At 56.8% G+C, this 16,255-nt stretch carries 16 protein-coding genes; 7 read left to right on the top strand and 9 right to left on the bottom strand.

The window, feature by feature from the left end:
- Positions 1-45: 45 nt before the first annotated feature.
- Entirely contained in the window at positions 46-513 is a 468-nt protein-coding gene (yigI, locus tag G0034_RS22190) for an acyl-CoA thioesterase YigI (RefSeq protein WP_023331568.1), read from the top strand.
- A 51-nt stretch (positions 514-564) separates the two neighbouring features.
- Entirely contained in the window at positions 565-1,461 is an 897-nt protein-coding gene (rarD, locus tag G0034_RS22195; protein WP_014885644.1) for an EamA family transporter RarD, read from the top strand.
- An 84-nt stretch (positions 1,462-1,545) separates the two neighbouring features.
- Here rarD and corA read toward each other — a convergent pair whose 3' ends face one another.
- From corA to lptM, 8 genes are all read right to left on the bottom strand, one after another.
- Positions 1,546-2,496, bottom strand: a complete 951-nt coding sequence (gene corA, locus G0034_RS22200; RefSeq protein WP_008501540.1) for a magnesium/cobalt transporter CorA — start codon at positions 2,494-2,496, stop codon at positions 1,546-1,548.
- Between the two features lie 150 nt (positions 2,497-2,646).
- Positions 2,647-2,703, bottom strand: coding sequence for a YsgD/CorL family protein (gene ysgD / locus G0034_RS23480; RefSeq protein WP_212743980.1), 57 nt, complete (start codon positions 2,701-2,703; stop codon positions 2,647-2,649).
- 149 nt (positions 2,704-2,852) lie between these two features.
- On the bottom strand, positions 2,853-5,015 hold the full coding sequence (gene uvrD / locus G0034_RS22205; protein ID WP_014885645.1) for a DNA helicase II: 2,163 nt from the start codon (positions 5,013-5,015) through the stop codon (positions 2,853-2,855).
- Positions 5,016-5,122: 107 nt separating this feature from the next.
- Entirely contained in the window at positions 5,123-5,839 is a 717-nt protein-coding gene (gene yigB, locus G0034_RS22210) for a 5-amino-6-(5-phospho-D-ribitylamino)uracil phosphatase YigB (RefSeq protein ID WP_023331570.1), read from the bottom strand.
- Positions 5,839-6,741 carry a tyrosine recombinase XerC gene (gene xerC, locus G0034_RS22215; protein WP_014885647.1) on the bottom strand — a complete coding sequence of 301 codons (903 nt, stop codon included), beginning with the start codon at positions 6,739-6,741 and terminating at the stop codon, positions 5,839-5,841. Before xerC ends, yigB begins: the two co-directional genes overlap by 1 nt.
- Positions 6,738-7,445: a DUF484 domain-containing protein gene (locus G0034_RS22220; protein WP_023331571.1), complete on the bottom strand. Its 708-nt coding sequence runs from the start codon at positions 7,443-7,445 to the stop codon at positions 6,738-6,740. Before G0034_RS22220 ends, xerC begins: the two co-directional genes overlap by 4 nt.
- The gene (gene dapF, locus G0034_RS22225; RefSeq protein WP_179121356.1) at positions 7,442-8,266 is read right to left on the bottom strand and encodes a diaminopimelate epimerase; all 825 of its coding nucleotides are present in this window, start codon (positions 8,264-8,266) and stop codon (positions 7,442-7,444) included. The genes G0034_RS22220 and dapF overlap by 4 nt, the downstream gene beginning before the upstream one ends.
- A 35-nt stretch (positions 8,267-8,301) precedes the next feature.
- Positions 8,302-8,505: an LPS translocon maturation chaperone LptM gene (gene lptM, locus G0034_RS22230; protein ID WP_014885650.1), complete on the bottom strand. Its 204-nt coding sequence runs from the start codon at positions 8,503-8,505 to the stop codon at positions 8,302-8,304.
- 135 nt (positions 8,506-8,640) lie between these two features.
- Between lptM and cyaY the strand changes: the two genes are divergently transcribed.
- On the top strand, positions 8,641-8,961 hold the full coding sequence (gene cyaY, locus G0034_RS22235; protein ID WP_014885651.1) for an iron donor protein CyaY: 321 nt from the start codon (positions 8,641-8,643) through the stop codon (positions 8,959-8,961).
- Positions 8,962-9,052: 91 nt separating this feature from the next.
- On the opposite strand, the gene cyaA is transcribed toward cyaY, so the two are convergent.
- A complete protein-coding gene (gene cyaA / locus G0034_RS22240; RefSeq protein ID WP_179121271.1) occupies positions 9,053-11,596 on the bottom strand; it encodes a class I adenylate cyclase in 2,544 nt (847 codons plus the stop codon).
- Positions 11,597-11,946: 350 nt separating this feature from the next.
- Here cyaA and hemC point away from each other — a divergent pair, with 350 nt between their 5' ends.
- Genes hemC through hemY form a run of 4 tightly spaced genes read left to right on the top strand, consistent with a single transcriptional unit; the run spans position 11,947 to position 16,038 of the window.
- Positions 11,947-12,888: a hydroxymethylbilane synthase gene (gene hemC / locus G0034_RS22245; RefSeq protein WP_032629599.1), complete on the top strand. Its 942-nt coding sequence runs from the start codon at positions 11,947-11,949 to the stop codon at positions 12,886-12,888.
- Positions 12,885-13,625, top strand: a complete 741-nt coding sequence (gene hemD, locus G0034_RS22250) for a uroporphyrinogen-III synthase (protein ID WP_179121272.1) — start codon at positions 12,885-12,887, stop codon at positions 13,623-13,625. Before hemC ends, hemD begins: the two co-directional genes overlap by 4 nt.
- 20 nt (positions 13,626-13,645) lie before the next feature.
- Positions 13,646-14,836 carry a uroporphyrinogen-III C-methyltransferase gene (gene hemX, locus G0034_RS22255; RefSeq protein ID WP_179121273.1) on the top strand — a complete coding sequence of 397 codons (1,191 nt, stop codon included), beginning with the start codon at positions 13,646-13,648 and terminating at the stop codon, positions 14,834-14,836.
- 2 nt (positions 14,837-14,838) lie between these two features.
- Positions 14,839-16,038, top strand: a complete 1,200-nt coding sequence (gene hemY, locus G0034_RS22260) for a protoheme IX biogenesis protein HemY (protein ID WP_032635138.1) — start codon at positions 14,839-14,841, stop codon at positions 16,036-16,038.
- The last annotated feature ends 217 nt before the right edge of the window (positions 16,039-16,255 follow it).

Raw genomic sequence — 16,255 nt, forward strand, 5'->3', positions numbered from 1 at the left:
AGGCATAAAATCAACATTTCATTAACAATAGGGATGTGATGCCTCATGTCAGCCATGCTTACCTCTGAAGAAGTGTTAAAGCTCGTGGGCGAGATTTTTGTTTACCATATGCCATTTAACCGTGCGCTGGGTCTGGAGCTGGAGCGTTACGAGAAAGAGTTTGCCCAGTTGAGCTTCAATAACCAGCCGATGATGGTGGGCAACTGGGCGCAAAGTATTTTGCACGGCGGGGTGATTGCTTCCGCGCTGGACGTGGCGGCTGGTCTGGTCTGCGTGGGCAGTACGCTGACGCGTCATGACACCATCAATGAAGACGAACTCCGCCAGCGTCTAGCACGCATGGGCACCATTGATTTACGCGTCGATTATCTTCGCCCCGGACGCGGCAATCGCTTTACCTGCACCAGCAGCCTGCTGCGTGCGGGGAATAAAGTTGCGGTGGCGCGCGTAGAATTACACAACGAAGAACAGGTTTATATCGCCAGCGCAACCGCCACTTATATGGTGGGTTGAAGCGGCAAAATCGGGTAAAATTAATTCACTTTTTTGTAACGGATTTTCCCGATGGATGCTAAACAGACGCGGCAGGGCGTTTTACTCGCCCTTGCCGCTTATTTTATTTGGGGTATTGCACCGGCGTACTTCAAGTTTATCGCTTATGTACCGGCCGACGAGATCCTCACTCACCGCGTCATCTGGTCCTTTTTCTTTATGATCGCGCTAATGAGCCTCAGCCGTCAGTGGTCCGGCGTCAAGACGCTGCTCAAAACGCCTAAGAAAGTTTTCCTGCTGGCACTCTCGGCGGTGCTCATTGGCGGAAACTGGCTGCTGTTTATCTGGGCGGTGAATAACCACCACATGCTCGAAGCCAGTCTTGGCTACTTTATTAACCCGCTGGTGAACATCGTACTGGGGATGCTTTTCCTCGGCGAACGTTTCCGCCGTATGCAGTGGCTGGCGGTGTTTCTGGCCTTCTGCGGCGTGCTGGTACAGCTCTGGACGTTCGGCTCGCTGCCGATTATTGCCCTCGGCCTGGCGTTCAGCTTTGCGTTCTACGGTCTGGTACGTAAGAAGATTGCGGTGGAAGCCCAAACGGGGATGCTGTTTGAAACCCTGTGGCTGCTGCCGGTGGCGGCGATCTACCTCTTCGGTATCGCCGACAGCGCCACCAGTCATATGGGCAGCAACCCGTGGTCGCTGAATCTGATGCTGATGGCGGCAGGCGTGGTGACCACTATTCCTCTGCTGTGCTTCACCGGTGCGGCAACGCGTCTGCGTCTCTCCACGCTGGGCTTCTTCCAGTACATCGGCCCGACGCTGATGTTTCTGCTGGCGGTGGTGTTTTACGGCGAAGTGCCGGGCGCAGATAAGATGGTGACGTTCGCCTTTATCTGGGTAGCGCTGGCGATTTTTGTCGCCGATGCGATTTACACCCAGCGCAGAGTGCGCAAAGGGCTGTAGTGCCTTTTTGCCGGATGGCGGCTGCGCCTTATCCGGCCTACACGTTCTGTAGGCCCGGTAAGCGTAGCGCCACCGGGCGGATTCTCAAAGCCAGTTACGACGCTTAAAGTACAGATACGGCGCCAGCCCGGCGAGGATCATAAAGATAATCGCCCCCGGGTAACCAAAGCTCCACTTCAGCTCCGGCATAAACTCGAAGTTCATCCCATAGCTGGAGGCCACCAGCGTCGGCGGCAGGAACACCACGGATACCACCGAGAAGATCTTGATGATGCGGTTCTGCTCGATGTTAATAAAGCCCATCGCCGCCTGCATCAGGAAGTTCACCTTCTGGAACAGGGATTCGTTGTGCGGCAGCAGGGATTCGATATCGCGAAGGATCTCACGCGCCTGCTCCAGCTGACCACCCGGCAGACGCGCCTTGCGCACGAGGAAGTTCAGCGCGCGCTGGGTATCCATCAGACACAAACGCACCTTCCAGCCGATATCTTCCAGCTCGGCCAGCGTGGAGAGCGCTTCGTCGTATTCATCGCCCTGATGGCCTTCCATGATCACGCGGCTCAGCTTTTCCAGATCGCTGTAGATGTTTTCAATCTCATCCGCCAGCTGTTCAATTTTGGTCTCAAACAGGTCGAGCAGCAGTTCGTAAGCGTTGCCGTCCACCATTGCCTGGCTGCGGGCGCGCATGCGGTAGAGACGAAACGCGGGCAGTTCACGCTCGCGCAGGGTAAACAGGCGACCGTCGCGAATGGTAAAGGCCACGGTGGAGTTGCCCGCATGGTCTTCCGCATCTTCAAAAAAGAAGAAGGAGTGAATGTGCAGGCCGTCTTCATCTTCAAAAAAACGCGCAGATGCTTCAATGTCTTCCAGTTCAGGACGGGTTGCCAGGCTTTGCCCCAGCTCAGATTGTACGCGAAGGCGCTCATCGTCGTCCGGCTCGACCAGATCCACCCATACGGCATCAATGAGGGGCTGTGACTCTTCGGCTTCAAGCCGAGTCAGTCGGTTATTTTCGAGTTGAAATGCGCTCAACATGACCGGGACTCCCAATGCAAAAAATATCGGACAGTTCGGTGGGCACACAGAAACAAATTGGGTTTCAGACCATTAAACAGCCTGACTCAGCGCGACGGGAATAATGCAGTCGCTGACAACCACTAAGGCCATCAGCAAGGGGAGATAGCCTTAGGAGTTGTTCCTGGATGACAGGGAATTGAGCCAGTATCTACTGGGTGTGTCCAAGGCGAATGTCCTCTTAGCGTAATCGTGCGCGCATGTTACGCCAGCAGTAACTGTGGCGTCAACACGCAACGGAACGCTGAAGGGCATTAATTGACCTTCAACGTATAAGGCTAGCAGATTATTACAAAATAATGATATTTTTCTGAAAGTTACACTGTTTCCAGCTTAGCGTAAGCGGCCACCAGCCATTTGATCCCCTGCCCCTGGAACGCCACCTGCAGGCGGCTGTGCTCGCCGCTGCCTTCCAGATTTACAATGGTGCCTTCGCCAAACTTCGAATGGCGCACGCGCTGACCCAGCTTGTAGCCGGTGTCCGTTTCAGAGATCGGTGATCCCATACGCGGATGGCTGACAGGGCGGCTGATGCTGGCACGCAGGCGCACTTCCTCCACGCACTCCTCCGGCAGTTCACCAATAAAGCGAGACGGACGGTGGTAGACCTCTTTCCCGTACAGGCGGCGGGTTTCCGCATAGGTTAGCGTCAGCTTTTGCATCGCGCGCGTCACGCCCACATAGGCCAGTCGACGCTCCTCTTCCAGCCGTCCGCCTTCATCGAGCGACATCTGGCTCGGGAACATCCCCTCTTCCATCCCGACGATAAAGACCTGCGGGAACTCCAGACCTTTGGCGGAGTGCAGGGTCATCAGTTGCACCGCATCCTGCCAGGTGTCCGCCTGCCCTTCACCCGCCTCCAGCGCGGCGTGGGAAAGGAAAGCCTGCAGCGGCATCAGGTCTTCGTCTTCTTCGTTGTAGCTGAACTGGCGCGTTGCCGTGACCAGTTCCTCTAAGTTCTCAATACGGGTCTGACCCTTCTCGCCTTTTTCCTGCTCGTACATGGTGCGCAGGCCGGAGTCTTTGATTACCCGGTCAGTCTGCACGTGCAGCGGCATATCGGCGGTTTCCTGCGCCAGGGCGTCAATCAGCTCAAGGAAGCGCTGCAATGCGCTGGCCGCACGACCGGCAAGGGCTTTCTCCTGCAGCAGTTCGCGGCACGCCTGCCACAGCGTCAGCTGACGGTCGCGCGAGGCCTGACGCACCACGTCCAGCGTGCGGTCGCCAATGCCACGGGTTGGGGTGTTGACCACGCGCTCAAACGCCGCGTCATCATTACGGTTCGCAATCAGACGCAGATACGAGAGCGCATCTTTGATTTCCTGACGTTCGAAGAAGCGCATACCGCCATAAATGCGGTACGGCATACCTACCTGCAGCAGCGCCTCTTCCAGCACGCGTGACTGGGCGTTACTGCGGTAGAGAATGGCGCACTGCTCTAACGCGCCGCCGTTATCCTGCCAGGTTTTAATACGGTTCACCACGAAGCGGGCTTCGTCGAGCTCGTTGAAGGCGCAGTAAATTGAAATCGGCTCGCCGTCGACGCCGTCGGTCCACAGCTTTTTACCCAGACGCCCGTTGTTGTTTTCAATCAGGGCGTTGGCTGCGCTCAGAATGTTGCTGGTGGAGCGATAGTTCTGCTCCAGACGGATGGTTTGTGCGCCGGGGAAGTCATTGAGGAAGCGCTGGATGTTTTCCACCTGCGCCCCGCGCCAGCCGTAGATCGACTGGTCATCATCCCCCACGATCATCACCTTACCGGTATCGCCCGCCAGCAGGCGGATCCATGCGTACTGGATGTTGTTGGTATCCTGGAATTCGTCCACCAGGATATTGGTAAAGCGTTCACGGTAGTGCTGAAGGATATGTGGTTTGTTGAGCCACAGTTCGTGGGCGCGCAGCAGCAGCTCGGCGAAATCCACCAGACCGGCGCGATCGCACGCTTCCTGGTAGGCTTTGTAGACGTTTTGCCAGGTCTGCTCCACCGGGTTGCCGAAGCTCTGAATATGGTGCGGGCGCAACCCTTCATCTTTCTGACCGTTGATGTACCACATCGCCTGACGCGGCGGCCACTGTTTCTCGTCAAGGTTCATCGCCTTGATCAGACGCTTCAGCAGACGGAGCTGGTCTTCGCTGTCGAGGATCTGAAAATCCTGCGGCAGGTTGGCGTCCATATGGTGCGCGCGCAGCAGGCGGTGCGCCAGGCCGTGGAAGGTGCCGACCCACATGCCGCCCTGGCTGGTACCCATTAACTGGGCGATACGGTGGCGCATCTCCGCCGCCGCCTTATTGGTAAACGTGACGGCCATGATTGAGTACGGCGAGCAGTTTTCCACGCTCTGCAGCCACGCGATACGGTGAACCAGCACGCGCGTCTTACCACTGCCCGCCCCAGCCAGCACCAGCATGTTAGTGCGCGAGGCCGCTACGGCTTCACGCTGTTTGTCATTAAGGCTGTCGAGCAGGTAAGAAACGTCCATTGGCACCGTCACATAGTATTCAGGAACAGAGCAAAACGCCCGGTGGCGCTTCGCTTACCGGGCCTACAACTGCAAAACCCTGGTAATTTATACAATATTACTGGTGATTATATCAGCGTCGTGAGGGATGCCAACCGTGAAATTTCCACGTGCGGCAGAAGACGGCTATCCAGCGTGGTCATCAGGTCGGCGTTCTCTGGTTTGATCCAGCAGGCCTGCATGCCGCAGCGGATAGCGCCAGCCACGTCGGTGGTGAGGTCATCACCCACATGCAGAATGTTACCCAGCGGCAGAGTTAGTTTTTCCGCCGCCAGATGGTACATATCGCTGAACGGCTTGGCGCGCCCATGCGGGCCCGCGCGCAGCACAAACTCAAAGTAATGATCGAGACCAAACAGCTCCGGCTGCGCATTGCCGTTTGTGATGGCCACCAGCGGCCACTTTTCGGCGAGCTTCGCCAGCGTGTCGTGGGTCTCCTGCGGCACGTCGATACGGCTGCGCCATTTGGCAAAGTTTTCCATCGCTGCCTCAGCACCGATGGCCGCGTCCTGCACGCTCAGACCCGCGTTGAGCATCGCCTGCTCCACCGCGCGACGACGCCATTCGGTCACGTCGTGGTAAATGTCCGGCTCGGTCTCCCGCAGGGACTGACGCAGCGTCTGGAAGTCCTTGTTCTGCATCGCTTTCAGCGCCGGATGGTAATTCTGTACAAACGCCAGCGATTCCTGCTCGGTACGCAGAATCACCTCGCGGTTGTCATAAAGGGTGTCATCAAGGTCAAACGTCAGGGCTGAGATCTGGCCGAGTGGGCGGTAAAAACGCATTATTTCCCCCGTTTGGCGCGTGGATGCGCCGCGTCATACACCGAGGCAAGGTGTTGGAAGTCTAAGTGGGTGTAGATTTGAGTGGTCGACAGATTCGCATGGCCGAGGAGCTCCTGCACGCCGCGCAGATCGCCGCTCGACTCAAGCATGTGTGTCGCAAAAGAGTGGCGCAGCTTATGCGGGTGAACATGACTGTTCAGCCCCTGCTTAATACCCCACTCCGCAAAGCGCTTCTGTACGTTACGCGCCGAGATCCGCTTGCCGAGTTTCGATAAAAACAGCGCATCTTCTTCCGCGCCAAACAGTCCGCGCAGGTCAAGCCAGTGCTCAATCCAGGCGACGGCATTGCGGCCAATGGGCAGGCGGCGCTCTTTGCTGCCCTTGCCCATTACCCACACTTCGCCGGTGTCCAGATCGAGATGTTTTAAATCGAGGTTCACCAGTTCAGACAGACGCAGGCCTGCACCGTACATCACCTCCAGCATCGCGCGGTCACGCACCGCCAACGGATCGTTCAGATCGATATCCAGCAGACGGTTTACGTCGTCGACGTCGATATTTTTCGGCAGATGGCGCGGGGCTTTCGGCGTGGCGATCCCTTTTGCCGGGTTGGCTTTTATGCCGCCCTGGCTGACCAGCCAGTCAAAGAAACTGCGTAGCGCGGAGAGCCTGAGCGCCAGGCTCGCCGGGCTGAGGTTTTTTTTACGGCTACGCACAACGAACCCGCGTACCGTGGCAGCGTCACATTGTTGCCAGCTTTTCAGGCCGATCTCGTCGGCAATCTGCATGATGGCATCAAGCTGACGCTGGTAGTTAAGCAGCGTAATGGGGCTGAGCTGACGTTCCACCCCCAGATAGCGCAGAAAGCGCGCGACGTCAGTGGAAAGCGGTCCGTCCGTCATACGCGTTCAATCCAGCGCTCCAGCAGTTCGGGCAGCATCAGGGCGATCTCCTGCAGCAGGTGCGTGGCCTGGCCTTGCTCGTAGTGGTGCGCGTCGCGGCTGGTAAATAACATGACGCCCAGATCGCCATCGCGTCCCATCAGCGACATCGCCACCGAGCCAATCGCCTTCGCTTCCGGTAATACCACCAGCAGTTCAGGCCCGTTCAGCGGCCCCAGATAGTGATGCGCATGGCCCAGACGCTGAATGCGCAGCGGTTCAAACGCCTGACGACTGAGCGCCAGATGGGTAAACCCGGACGGTGCGCCAATGCGCCAGCGGTCAGGGAAAAGACGAATCGTTGCACCCGCCAGCCCAAGCTCACGCGCCCAGCGGTGGAAGCGGCTAAGGAACTCATCAAGGCTGTGCGCCGAGGCCAGACGCGCCTGCAAATGCAGCAAACGATAGAACAGGCTTTCGTTGGTACTGGCCTGTTCCATCAGCAGCGTCATGTTCTCTTCTAGCTGATTGATGTGGTTGCGCGAGCGCGCCATGTGCCATTCGACCAGCGACACGGTCCCGCGAACCGGATGCGGCACGCGCATCTCTTCGACGACGCGTGCATTGCGAATAAAAAACTCAGGATTGCGCAGCAGATAATCCACAACAGCTCTGTCGTCCAGTTCCGTCACTGTTTCCTGCAGTTCTTCCCCTGGTTGTTTCATAGATGGATAAACCCGTCATAGACATGTGCCGCCGGGCCAGTCATATACAGTGGATGACCCGGTCCTTTCCAGGCGATATCAAGCCGACCGCCCGGTAACTCGACGCGAACCTCTTCGGCGAGTAGCCCCTGTGAGATGCCGACCGCCACGGCCGCACACGCACCGCTACCGCAGGCCTGGGTTTCGCCCGCGCCGCGCTCGTAAACCCTCAGGCGGATGTGCTCACGCTTCACCACCTGCATGAAACCGATGTTCGCCCGCTCCGGAAAACGCTCGTGGCCTTCCAGCACCGGACCGAGCGTTTCAACCGCGGCGGTTTCCACATCTTCCACCTGAATCACGCAGTGCGGATTACCCATCGAGACGACGCCGCACAATACTGTCTGCTCGGCCGCACGCATAATATAGGTCTTTTCCGCTTTATTTGCGCGAAACGGCACGGCAGAGGGTTCGAAGTTAGGCTCGCCCATGTTCACGCGCACCAGTTCGTCATCGGTGACGCTGAGCACCATGCGGCCGTTGGCCGTACTGACGCGAATATCGCGCTTGTTGGTCAGCCCTTTCAGGCGGACAAAGCGGGCAAAACAGCGCGCACCGTTGCCGCACTGGTTAACCTCGCTGCCGTCCGCGTTAAAAATACGGTAGTGGAAATCGAGGTCGGGATCGTATGGCGGCTCAACCACCAGCAGTTGATCAAACCCCACGCCCAGATGCCGATCCGCCAGGCGACGGATAAGTTCCGGGGAGAAAAACACATTCTGCGTTACCGCGTCGACGACCATAAAATCGTTGCCAAGGCCATGCATTTTAGAGAACTGCATCATTTGCTCCATTGCGCGGGTACAGAACGTTGTCGTCAGAGATTAACCTGAGTCGGGCCACCGTTGTCGCCACGATCGTTAGTATTTGGCGTGGTAGACTCAATGCCGCTTTGGACGGGTTTCGTCGGCGGCGGCGCGGTTTTATCCGCAGGTGGGAAGTAGAGTGGTCCCTTCAGTCCGCAGCCCGTCAGGCTAAACAGGGTGATGAGAACGGCAAGCGTTCGGAAAGCGTTTTTCATTATAAAGTTGCCCGTAAGTTCAAATCTGTTTCTATCATCGCAGGAGAAGACACAAAAGCAAGAGTTTGCCGCTTTCCTGCAACGGGAATTATTTAGCGTTATACTGCCGGCATCACGAAAAACAGGAACAAAACCATGAACGACAGTGAATTCCATCGCCTTGCAGACACCCTGTGGATGACCATCGAAGAACGTCTCGACGACTGGGACGGCGACAGCGATATCGATTGTGAAATCAACGGCGGCATTCTGACCCTGAGCTTCGAAAACGGCAGCAAAATTATTATTAACCGCCAGGAACCGCTTCACCAGGTCTGGCTGGCCGCAAAACAGGGCGGCTATCATTTCGATCTGAAAGACGGGGAATGGATTTGCGACCGCAGCGGCGAAACGTTCTGGGATTTGCTGGAGCAGGCAGCGACGGCGCAGGCGGGTGAGACCGTCAGTTTCAGGTAGTTTTGTTGCCGGGTGGAGCTGCGCTTACCCGGCCTACGGGTTCGGGCTGTTGTAGGCCCGGTAAGGCGTAGCTGCCACCGGGCTCACGAAATCAGGAGAAATACTGCTGCAACAGCGGTGCGGTATCCTGGTTTGCTGGCACCGCAGGGGTAATTGCCTGCGTACGGAACGGGATCACCTGCGCTCGCCCATCAACGTGCACAATCTGATAGAACTGCGGCAGGTTGAAGTTGATAAAGCTGGAGCCATAGGTGAAGCGATCATGTGAAGAAGAGTAGAAACGGCTGACGTCGCGCACCAGCTCCTCTTTGCTACCTTCACAATGGTGATACACCTCGGCGCGGTTGGTCTCATCCAGAATGTAAATGTTAAACCCGGCATCGTCGCCCGACTCTTCGAAGAAGAACTGAATAATCCCTTCACTCGCAAAGCCGTCCACCACCTGTGGCAGTTTGACGTGGTTGGTTTCCACCTGGACCGACAGTCCATGCAGCTTGTTATGTGAAATCGCCCCGTAAAACTCAATGGCGTTTTCCAGCTTCTGTACCGATACATTCAGACGTTCGAAGAACAGCCCCCAGGTCTGGCCGGAGACGCGCAGCGCTTTAAAGCGCCCGGTTTCCTGACGGGTACTGGAGAGACGCAGCTCGATGCACTCGGAGACCAGCTGCTGCACGCGGGTACGAATCAAACCGCGCAGGTGCTGGCTGTAGCAGAACACTTCGACGCTGTCCGGCGGCGCGGCGTCCTGGTGCATTTTGCCCAGAATAGTTTTCAGCGCTTCGATCATCGCCTGCTCGCCGTTGAAATGCAGAGTACGCACTTCATTCCACGAGTTGCGGTACAGCAGATCCACGCTGCCCACCAGACAGTTTTGCTGTTCGCCAAAGCTGAAGACGTCCAGTTTGCGGAAGTCAAAATGGACTACCTGATTACGGAAAGCTGCCGTCGGGTCGTATTCCAGGTTGACGATAATCGCCAGATGGCGAATTTCACAGGGGCTGTAGAGCGCTTTCGGCGTTGGCGCAGGCAGACGCAGTGGGAAGTGGTGCGAAACATCCGCCACCATCTCCTGCAGCTTGGCTAAATCGACGACCTCGTTGCCCTTGATAAACAGGCGGGTGCGTGAAGTCAGCAGACCGTTAAACCACGCCCAGGCCACCAGTTTGTTCAGGTAGCGGTTATATTCCAGCGGCTGATGGCTGACGATCGAGTCCATGCTAGGCGCACGGTTGTACAGATACCACCCGGTGCGGTTTGCGCGGCCCGGCGGTACATAGATAAAGGTCAGGTTCGGTTCTGACAGGTCAGGCGAAATCTGCGGGTTCACCAGGGTGACTTTGCCCGGCAGCGCTTCAAACGCGGCATAGAGCTTACGGGTCAGTACGCCAATGTCCTGCGGGCTGGCGGAGACGCTAAGGTTGTTGCGGCGCGCAAAGCGGATCAGGTTACGGTAGCTTTGCATCATCGCATCGAGCAGTTCGTTATGCGCTTCACGCACCTGATCGATTTTCCAGTTAGCGCGGTTGTCGAGCATGGACAGACGCGCTTCGTCCCACCCCCACTCTTTCACTAACTGGCTGACCACTTCACGACGCCAGCCCACACAGGCGCGCTCGCGGCTCAGTTTTTCGCAAACTTTGAGATAAAAACATCGACGCACCAGGTCAAGACGCGTCGAGTCATCAATGGCTTTCAGGTATTCGGTAACGCGTTCCAGCATCATGCAGTAGGCATCAAGCCCGTAGGAGACAATCTCACCATCGTGCAGGCGCTGCTTAATATCTTTCGCCAGCAGACGCGGCGTGGGGTATTCCCAGGAGTAGGCTTCAAGCAACAGCGTTTTCAACACCGCTTTGTACGGTGAATCAATGCTCTTATAGAGCTGCCAGAGGCTAGCGCCAAAGTACTCTTCTGCGGACAGGGAGCTAAGGCCGCCCAGATCCAGCCACTCGTTTGGCGTCAGAACGCCCTGCGAATAAAGCGACATGACGTAGTCGTCATAATTCTCTTCTTCATCGCACGGCACCATATTCCACAGAATACGCTTCCCGGCCAGACGCACAGCAGTACGATAAAATTCATCCAGCAATAAGATGTGCTGAGTCGAGCCGCAGTCTTCACCACCCAGACTGCCGCTTTCGTTATGGCGGAAACGGTTTTCATCAATCAGGAAGAAGCTCACTTCCACGCCAAGCGACGCGGCCCAGCTCTCCAGCAGGCTGCATTTACGCTGCAGCAGCTGCCGCTCTTCGTTATCGAGCCAGGATTGATGGCAGACCCAGATATCCAGGTCTGAAGAACAGCTTTGCCCTACCGATGAGGTACTCCCCATCGTGTAAACGCCGGTAATCGGCAATTCACCTGTCGGTGATTCCTGCGGCGGCATGCCGCGGTAGAGTTCCAGCTCGTTCAGATAATGCTGTTGGGTTTCATCAGGCGTGAAAAGACATATGCCTCTGGGAACGTTACCGTCAAGGTACCCAGGCATCAGCGGATGGTGATAGTGCAATAATGTCGGCAGCAGACTGTATACCTGCTGGAAAGCAGGGCCCATGGCAGCAAGCGCGCGATCCACGCGCAATTGATTTATGGCATCCAGTCTCTGTTTCAGAGTCTCAATATAGAGGTACAAGACGTATCGCCTGATGTTTCCGGGTGTCGTAAGCCATTCAAAACACGAATAACCGCGAGCCCGCAGTATTTCAAAAAGATAACCGTTACCCTTTTTTCGCCCTTATCATTATGGTGGTACCGACGAAAAAATGGTCTAAAACGTGATCAATTTAACACCTTGCCGGTTGACCGTAAAGAAAGATGCGCTACATACAAGTGTAGCACCGTTCTGTACGTGTAAATTCCTGAATACGGCTATGGCTGGCGAATACGCCACCGTGTCCCTCTCGCGCTTCATCAACCGTAAAACTGCCATCCCAGAGTCAACAATGTTAGGATGGTTAGCGATTGATAATGACGGTAACAAGCATGTTAGACAATGTTTTGAGAATTGCCACACGCCAAAGCCCTCTCGCGCTCTGGCAGGCACATTATGTTAAGCAGCGCCTTGAAGCCTGCCACAATGGATTGCGCGTCGAGCTGGTGCCGATGGTCACGCGCGGTGACGTGATCCTGGATACGCCACTGGCGAAGGTGGGCGGCAAGGGCCTGTTTGTCAAAGAACTGGAACTGGCATTGCTTGAGAACCGCGCCGATATCGCCGTGCACTCCATGAAAGATGTGCCCGTCGAGTTCCCGGAAGGGCTGGGGCTGGTGACCATCTGCGAGCGCGAAGATCCGCGTGATGCGTTTGTCTCTAACCGCTATGACTCGCTCGATGCGTTGCCCGAAGGTAGCGTAGTTGGCACCTCCAGTTTACGCCGTCAGTGTCAGTTGGCGGAGCGTCGCCCTGACCTGATCATCCGCTCGCTGCGCGGCAACGTCGGCACACGCCTGGGCAAACTGGATAACGGTGAATACGATGCCATTATTCTTGCCGTCGCTGGACTGAAGCGTCTGGGGCTGGAGGAACGCATTCGCGTGGCGCTACCACCAGAACTGTCGCTGCCGGCCGTGGGCCAGGGTGCCGTCGGCATTGAGTGCCGTCTGGACGATGTGCGTACGCGCGAACTGCTCGCGCCGCTGAACCATGACGAGACCGCTATCCGCGTAAAAGCCGAGCGGGCGATGAATACCCGCCTCGAAGGCGGATGCCAGGTGCCGATTGGCAGCTATGCTGAATTAACCGAAGGGAAACTCTGGCTGCGCGCGCTGGTGGGTGCCCCGGACGGTTCACAGATGGTACGCGGCGAACGTCGTGGCAATCCGCAAGATGCCGAACAGCTTGGCGTGTCGCTGGCGGAAGAGCTGCTGAATAACGGCGCGCGTGAAATCCTGGCTGAGGTCTATAACGGAGAACCCCCTGCATGAGTATTCTTGTCACCCGCCCTTCTCCCGCAGGAGAGCAGTTAGTGAGCCGTCTGCGCACACTGGGGCAGGTGGCCTGGAGTTTTCCGCTGATTGAATTCTCCCCCGGTCGCGAGCTCTCTGCGCTCGCCGATCGGATAAATACCCTGCAGGAAGGCGATCTGTTGTTTGCGTTGTCGCAACATGCCGTGGAATTCGCCCACGCCCAGCTGCAACAGCAAAGTCTGTCCTGGACAACTGCCCCACGCTATTTCGCCATTGGTCGCTCAACGGCGCTGGCGCTGCATACCGTAAGCGGCGCTGATGTTCGCTACCCGTTAGATCGGGAAATTAGCGAAGTCTTGCTACAATTATCTGAATTACAAACTATTGCCGGAAAGCGCGCGCTCATTTTGCGCGGCAATGGTGGCCGCGAGCTGCTGGGCGAAACGCTGCGTGAACGGGGTGCCGACGTGACGTTCGTTGAGTGCTATCAGCGTTGCGCAAAGCACTACGATGGCGCGGAGGAAGCGATGCGCTGGCACGCGCGCGGCATTAATACGCTGGTGGTCACCAGCGGTGAAATGTTACAACAGCTTTGGTCGCTGATACCGCATTGGTATCGCGAAAACTGGTTACTCCGCTGTCGGCTTCTGGTCGTCAGTGAGCGTCTGGCGAACCTCGCCCGGGAACTGGGCTGGCAGGATATTCGGATCGCTGATAACGCCGACAACGATGCGCTGCTGCGCGCATTACAATAACTCTCAAATGGGAAGCCATAATGACGGAACACGAAAAATCCTCCGCCGTGGTTGAAGAGACCAGGGAGACTGTGGACACCACGCCACAGCCAGAGACGACTGAGAAAACCGCTGAGAAGAAAAACGGCAGCAACAAAACCAGCCTCGCGCTGAGCGCAATTGCCATCGCCATTGCACTGGCGGCAGGTGTTGGCCTGTACGGCCTTGTGAAGCAACAGGGCGCTAACCAGACGGCCACCAGCGATACGCTGGTCAATCAGCTTACCTCCCTGCAAAAAGCGCAGGAAACGCAGAAAACCGAGCTGGAAGCGGTGATTAAGCAGCAGGCTGCCGCGCTGGCCGAGGCAAACAGCAAACAGCAAGAGCTGACCAAACAACTGGACGAAGTACAGCAGAAAGTCGCCACGATTTCCGGTACCGATGCCAAAACCTGGCTGCTCTCTCAGGCCGATTTCCTCGTAAAACTCGCCGGGCGTAAGCTCTGGAGCGACCAGGACGTTACCACCGCCGCCGCACTGCTGAAAAGCGCCGATGCAAGCCTGGCAGACATGAACGATCCCAGCCTCATTACCGCACGTCGCGCGATCACCGAAGATATCGCGAGTCTTTCCGCCGTTTCGCAGGTGGATTACGACGGCATTATCCTGAAGGTGAACCAGCTTTCGAATCAGATTGATAACCTGCAGCTGGCGGATAACAACGACGACGACTCCCCCATGGATTCCGACGGTACCGAGCTTTCCAGCTCTCTGAGCGAATGGCGCATTAACCTGCAGAAAAGCTGGCAGAACTTTATGGACAGCTTTATCACCATCCGTCGTCGCGATGAAACCGCTGTACCGCTGTTAGCGCCGAATCAGGATATCTATCTGCGCGAAAACATCCGTTCCCGCCTGCTGGTGGCGGCTCAGGCTGTGCCGCGTCATCAGGAAGAGACCTACAAACAGGCGCTGGATAACGTCTCGACGTGGGTGCGTGCGTATTACAATACCGATGACGCGACGACCACCGCTTTCCTCGAAGACATCGACAAGCTGAGCCAGCAGAACATCACGATGAACGTACCGGATAAGCTGACCAGCCAGCCGATACTGGAGAAACTGATGCAGACGCGCGTGCGTAACCTACTGGCACAGCCGGGCGTTCCGGTAGAGCAAACAGGTGGAGCGGCACCAGCGCCAGCGCCTGAAAGCGCGCCACAAGGAGAGTAATGATGCTAAAAGTTCTCTTACTCTTCATCTTGTTGATCGCCGGGATCGTCCTGGGACCGATGCTTGCCGGTCATCAGGGATACGTTCTGATCCAGACCGATAATTACAACATCGAAACCAGCGTAACGGGTCTGGTGATTATTCTGGTCCTCGGCGTCGTGGTACTGCTGGCAGTCGAATGGATCCTGCGCCGTATTTTCCGTACCGGCGCGCATACGCGCGGCTGGTTCGTTGGCCGCAAGCGTCGTCGTGCGCGTAAGCAAACCGAGCAGGCGCTGCTTAAGCTCGCCGAAGGCGATTATCAGCAGGTTGAAAAGCTGATGTCGAAAAATGCCGACCATGCAGAACAGCCGGTGGTGAACTATCTTCTGGCTGCCGAAGCAGCGCAGCAGCGCGGTGATGAAGCCCGTGCGAATCAGCATCTGGAACGTGCGTCAGAACTGGCTTCCGGTGACCCGATTCCGGTGGAGATCACCCGCGTTCGTCTGCAGCTGGCTCGCAATGAGAACCATGCGGCGCGCCATGGCATTGACCGCCTGCTGGAAATAGCTCCCCGCCATCCTGAAGTCCTGCGTCTTGCCGAACAGGCTTATATTCGTACCGGTGCGTGGGGCTCGCTGCTGGACATCATTCCGTCAATGGCGAAGGCCGAAGTGGGTGATGACGAGCATCGTGACGAGCTTCAGCGTCTGGCATGGATTGGCCTGATGGATCAGGCACGCGCCGACCTGGGTAGCGACGGCCTGAAGACCTGGTGGAAAAATCAGAGCCGGAAAACGCGTCAGCAGGTTCCTCTGCAGGTGGCGATGGCGGAACATCTTATTGAATGTGACGATCATGACACCGCCCAGGAGATCCTCCTCGACGGTCTCAAGCGCCAGTACGACGATCGTCTGGTCATGGTGATCCCGCGCCTGAAAACCAATAACCCAGAGCAAGTCGAGAAAGTGCTGCGTCAGCAGATCAAAACCGTCGGCGACCGCCCGCTGCTGTGGAGCACGCTGGGCCAGTCGCTGATGAAGCACGGCGAATGGCAGGAGGCGAGCCTCGCCTTCCGTGCGGCACTGAAACAGCGTCCGGACGCCTATGACTACGCGTGGCTTGCCGATACGCTCGACAAACAGCATAAGCCAGAAGAGGCTGCTGCCATGCGGCGAGATGGGTTGCTGTTAACGTTGCAGAACAACGGCACACAGCAGTAATTCACAGGGAGGCCAGACGGCCTCCTTTTTTTATGCCCATAAAAAAACGCCTGCTATAAAAGCAGGCGTTAAAACAGGTCTGTAAGACAACATATTTGGTGCTTCACTCAACGTTATGTCCATGGTGTCTGATGAGGCCGAAGCGACATCTGTCAGTGGACGATAAGCACCGTAAATGGCTCTGCGTCATTCCTGAGTTTATGAGGCACTAAGGCGA

The organism is Enterobacter sp. T2 (genome assembly GCF_010692925.1).
Taxonomy (GTDB): domain Bacteria; phylum Pseudomonadota; class Gammaproteobacteria; order Enterobacterales; family Enterobacteriaceae; genus Enterobacter; species Enterobacter kobei.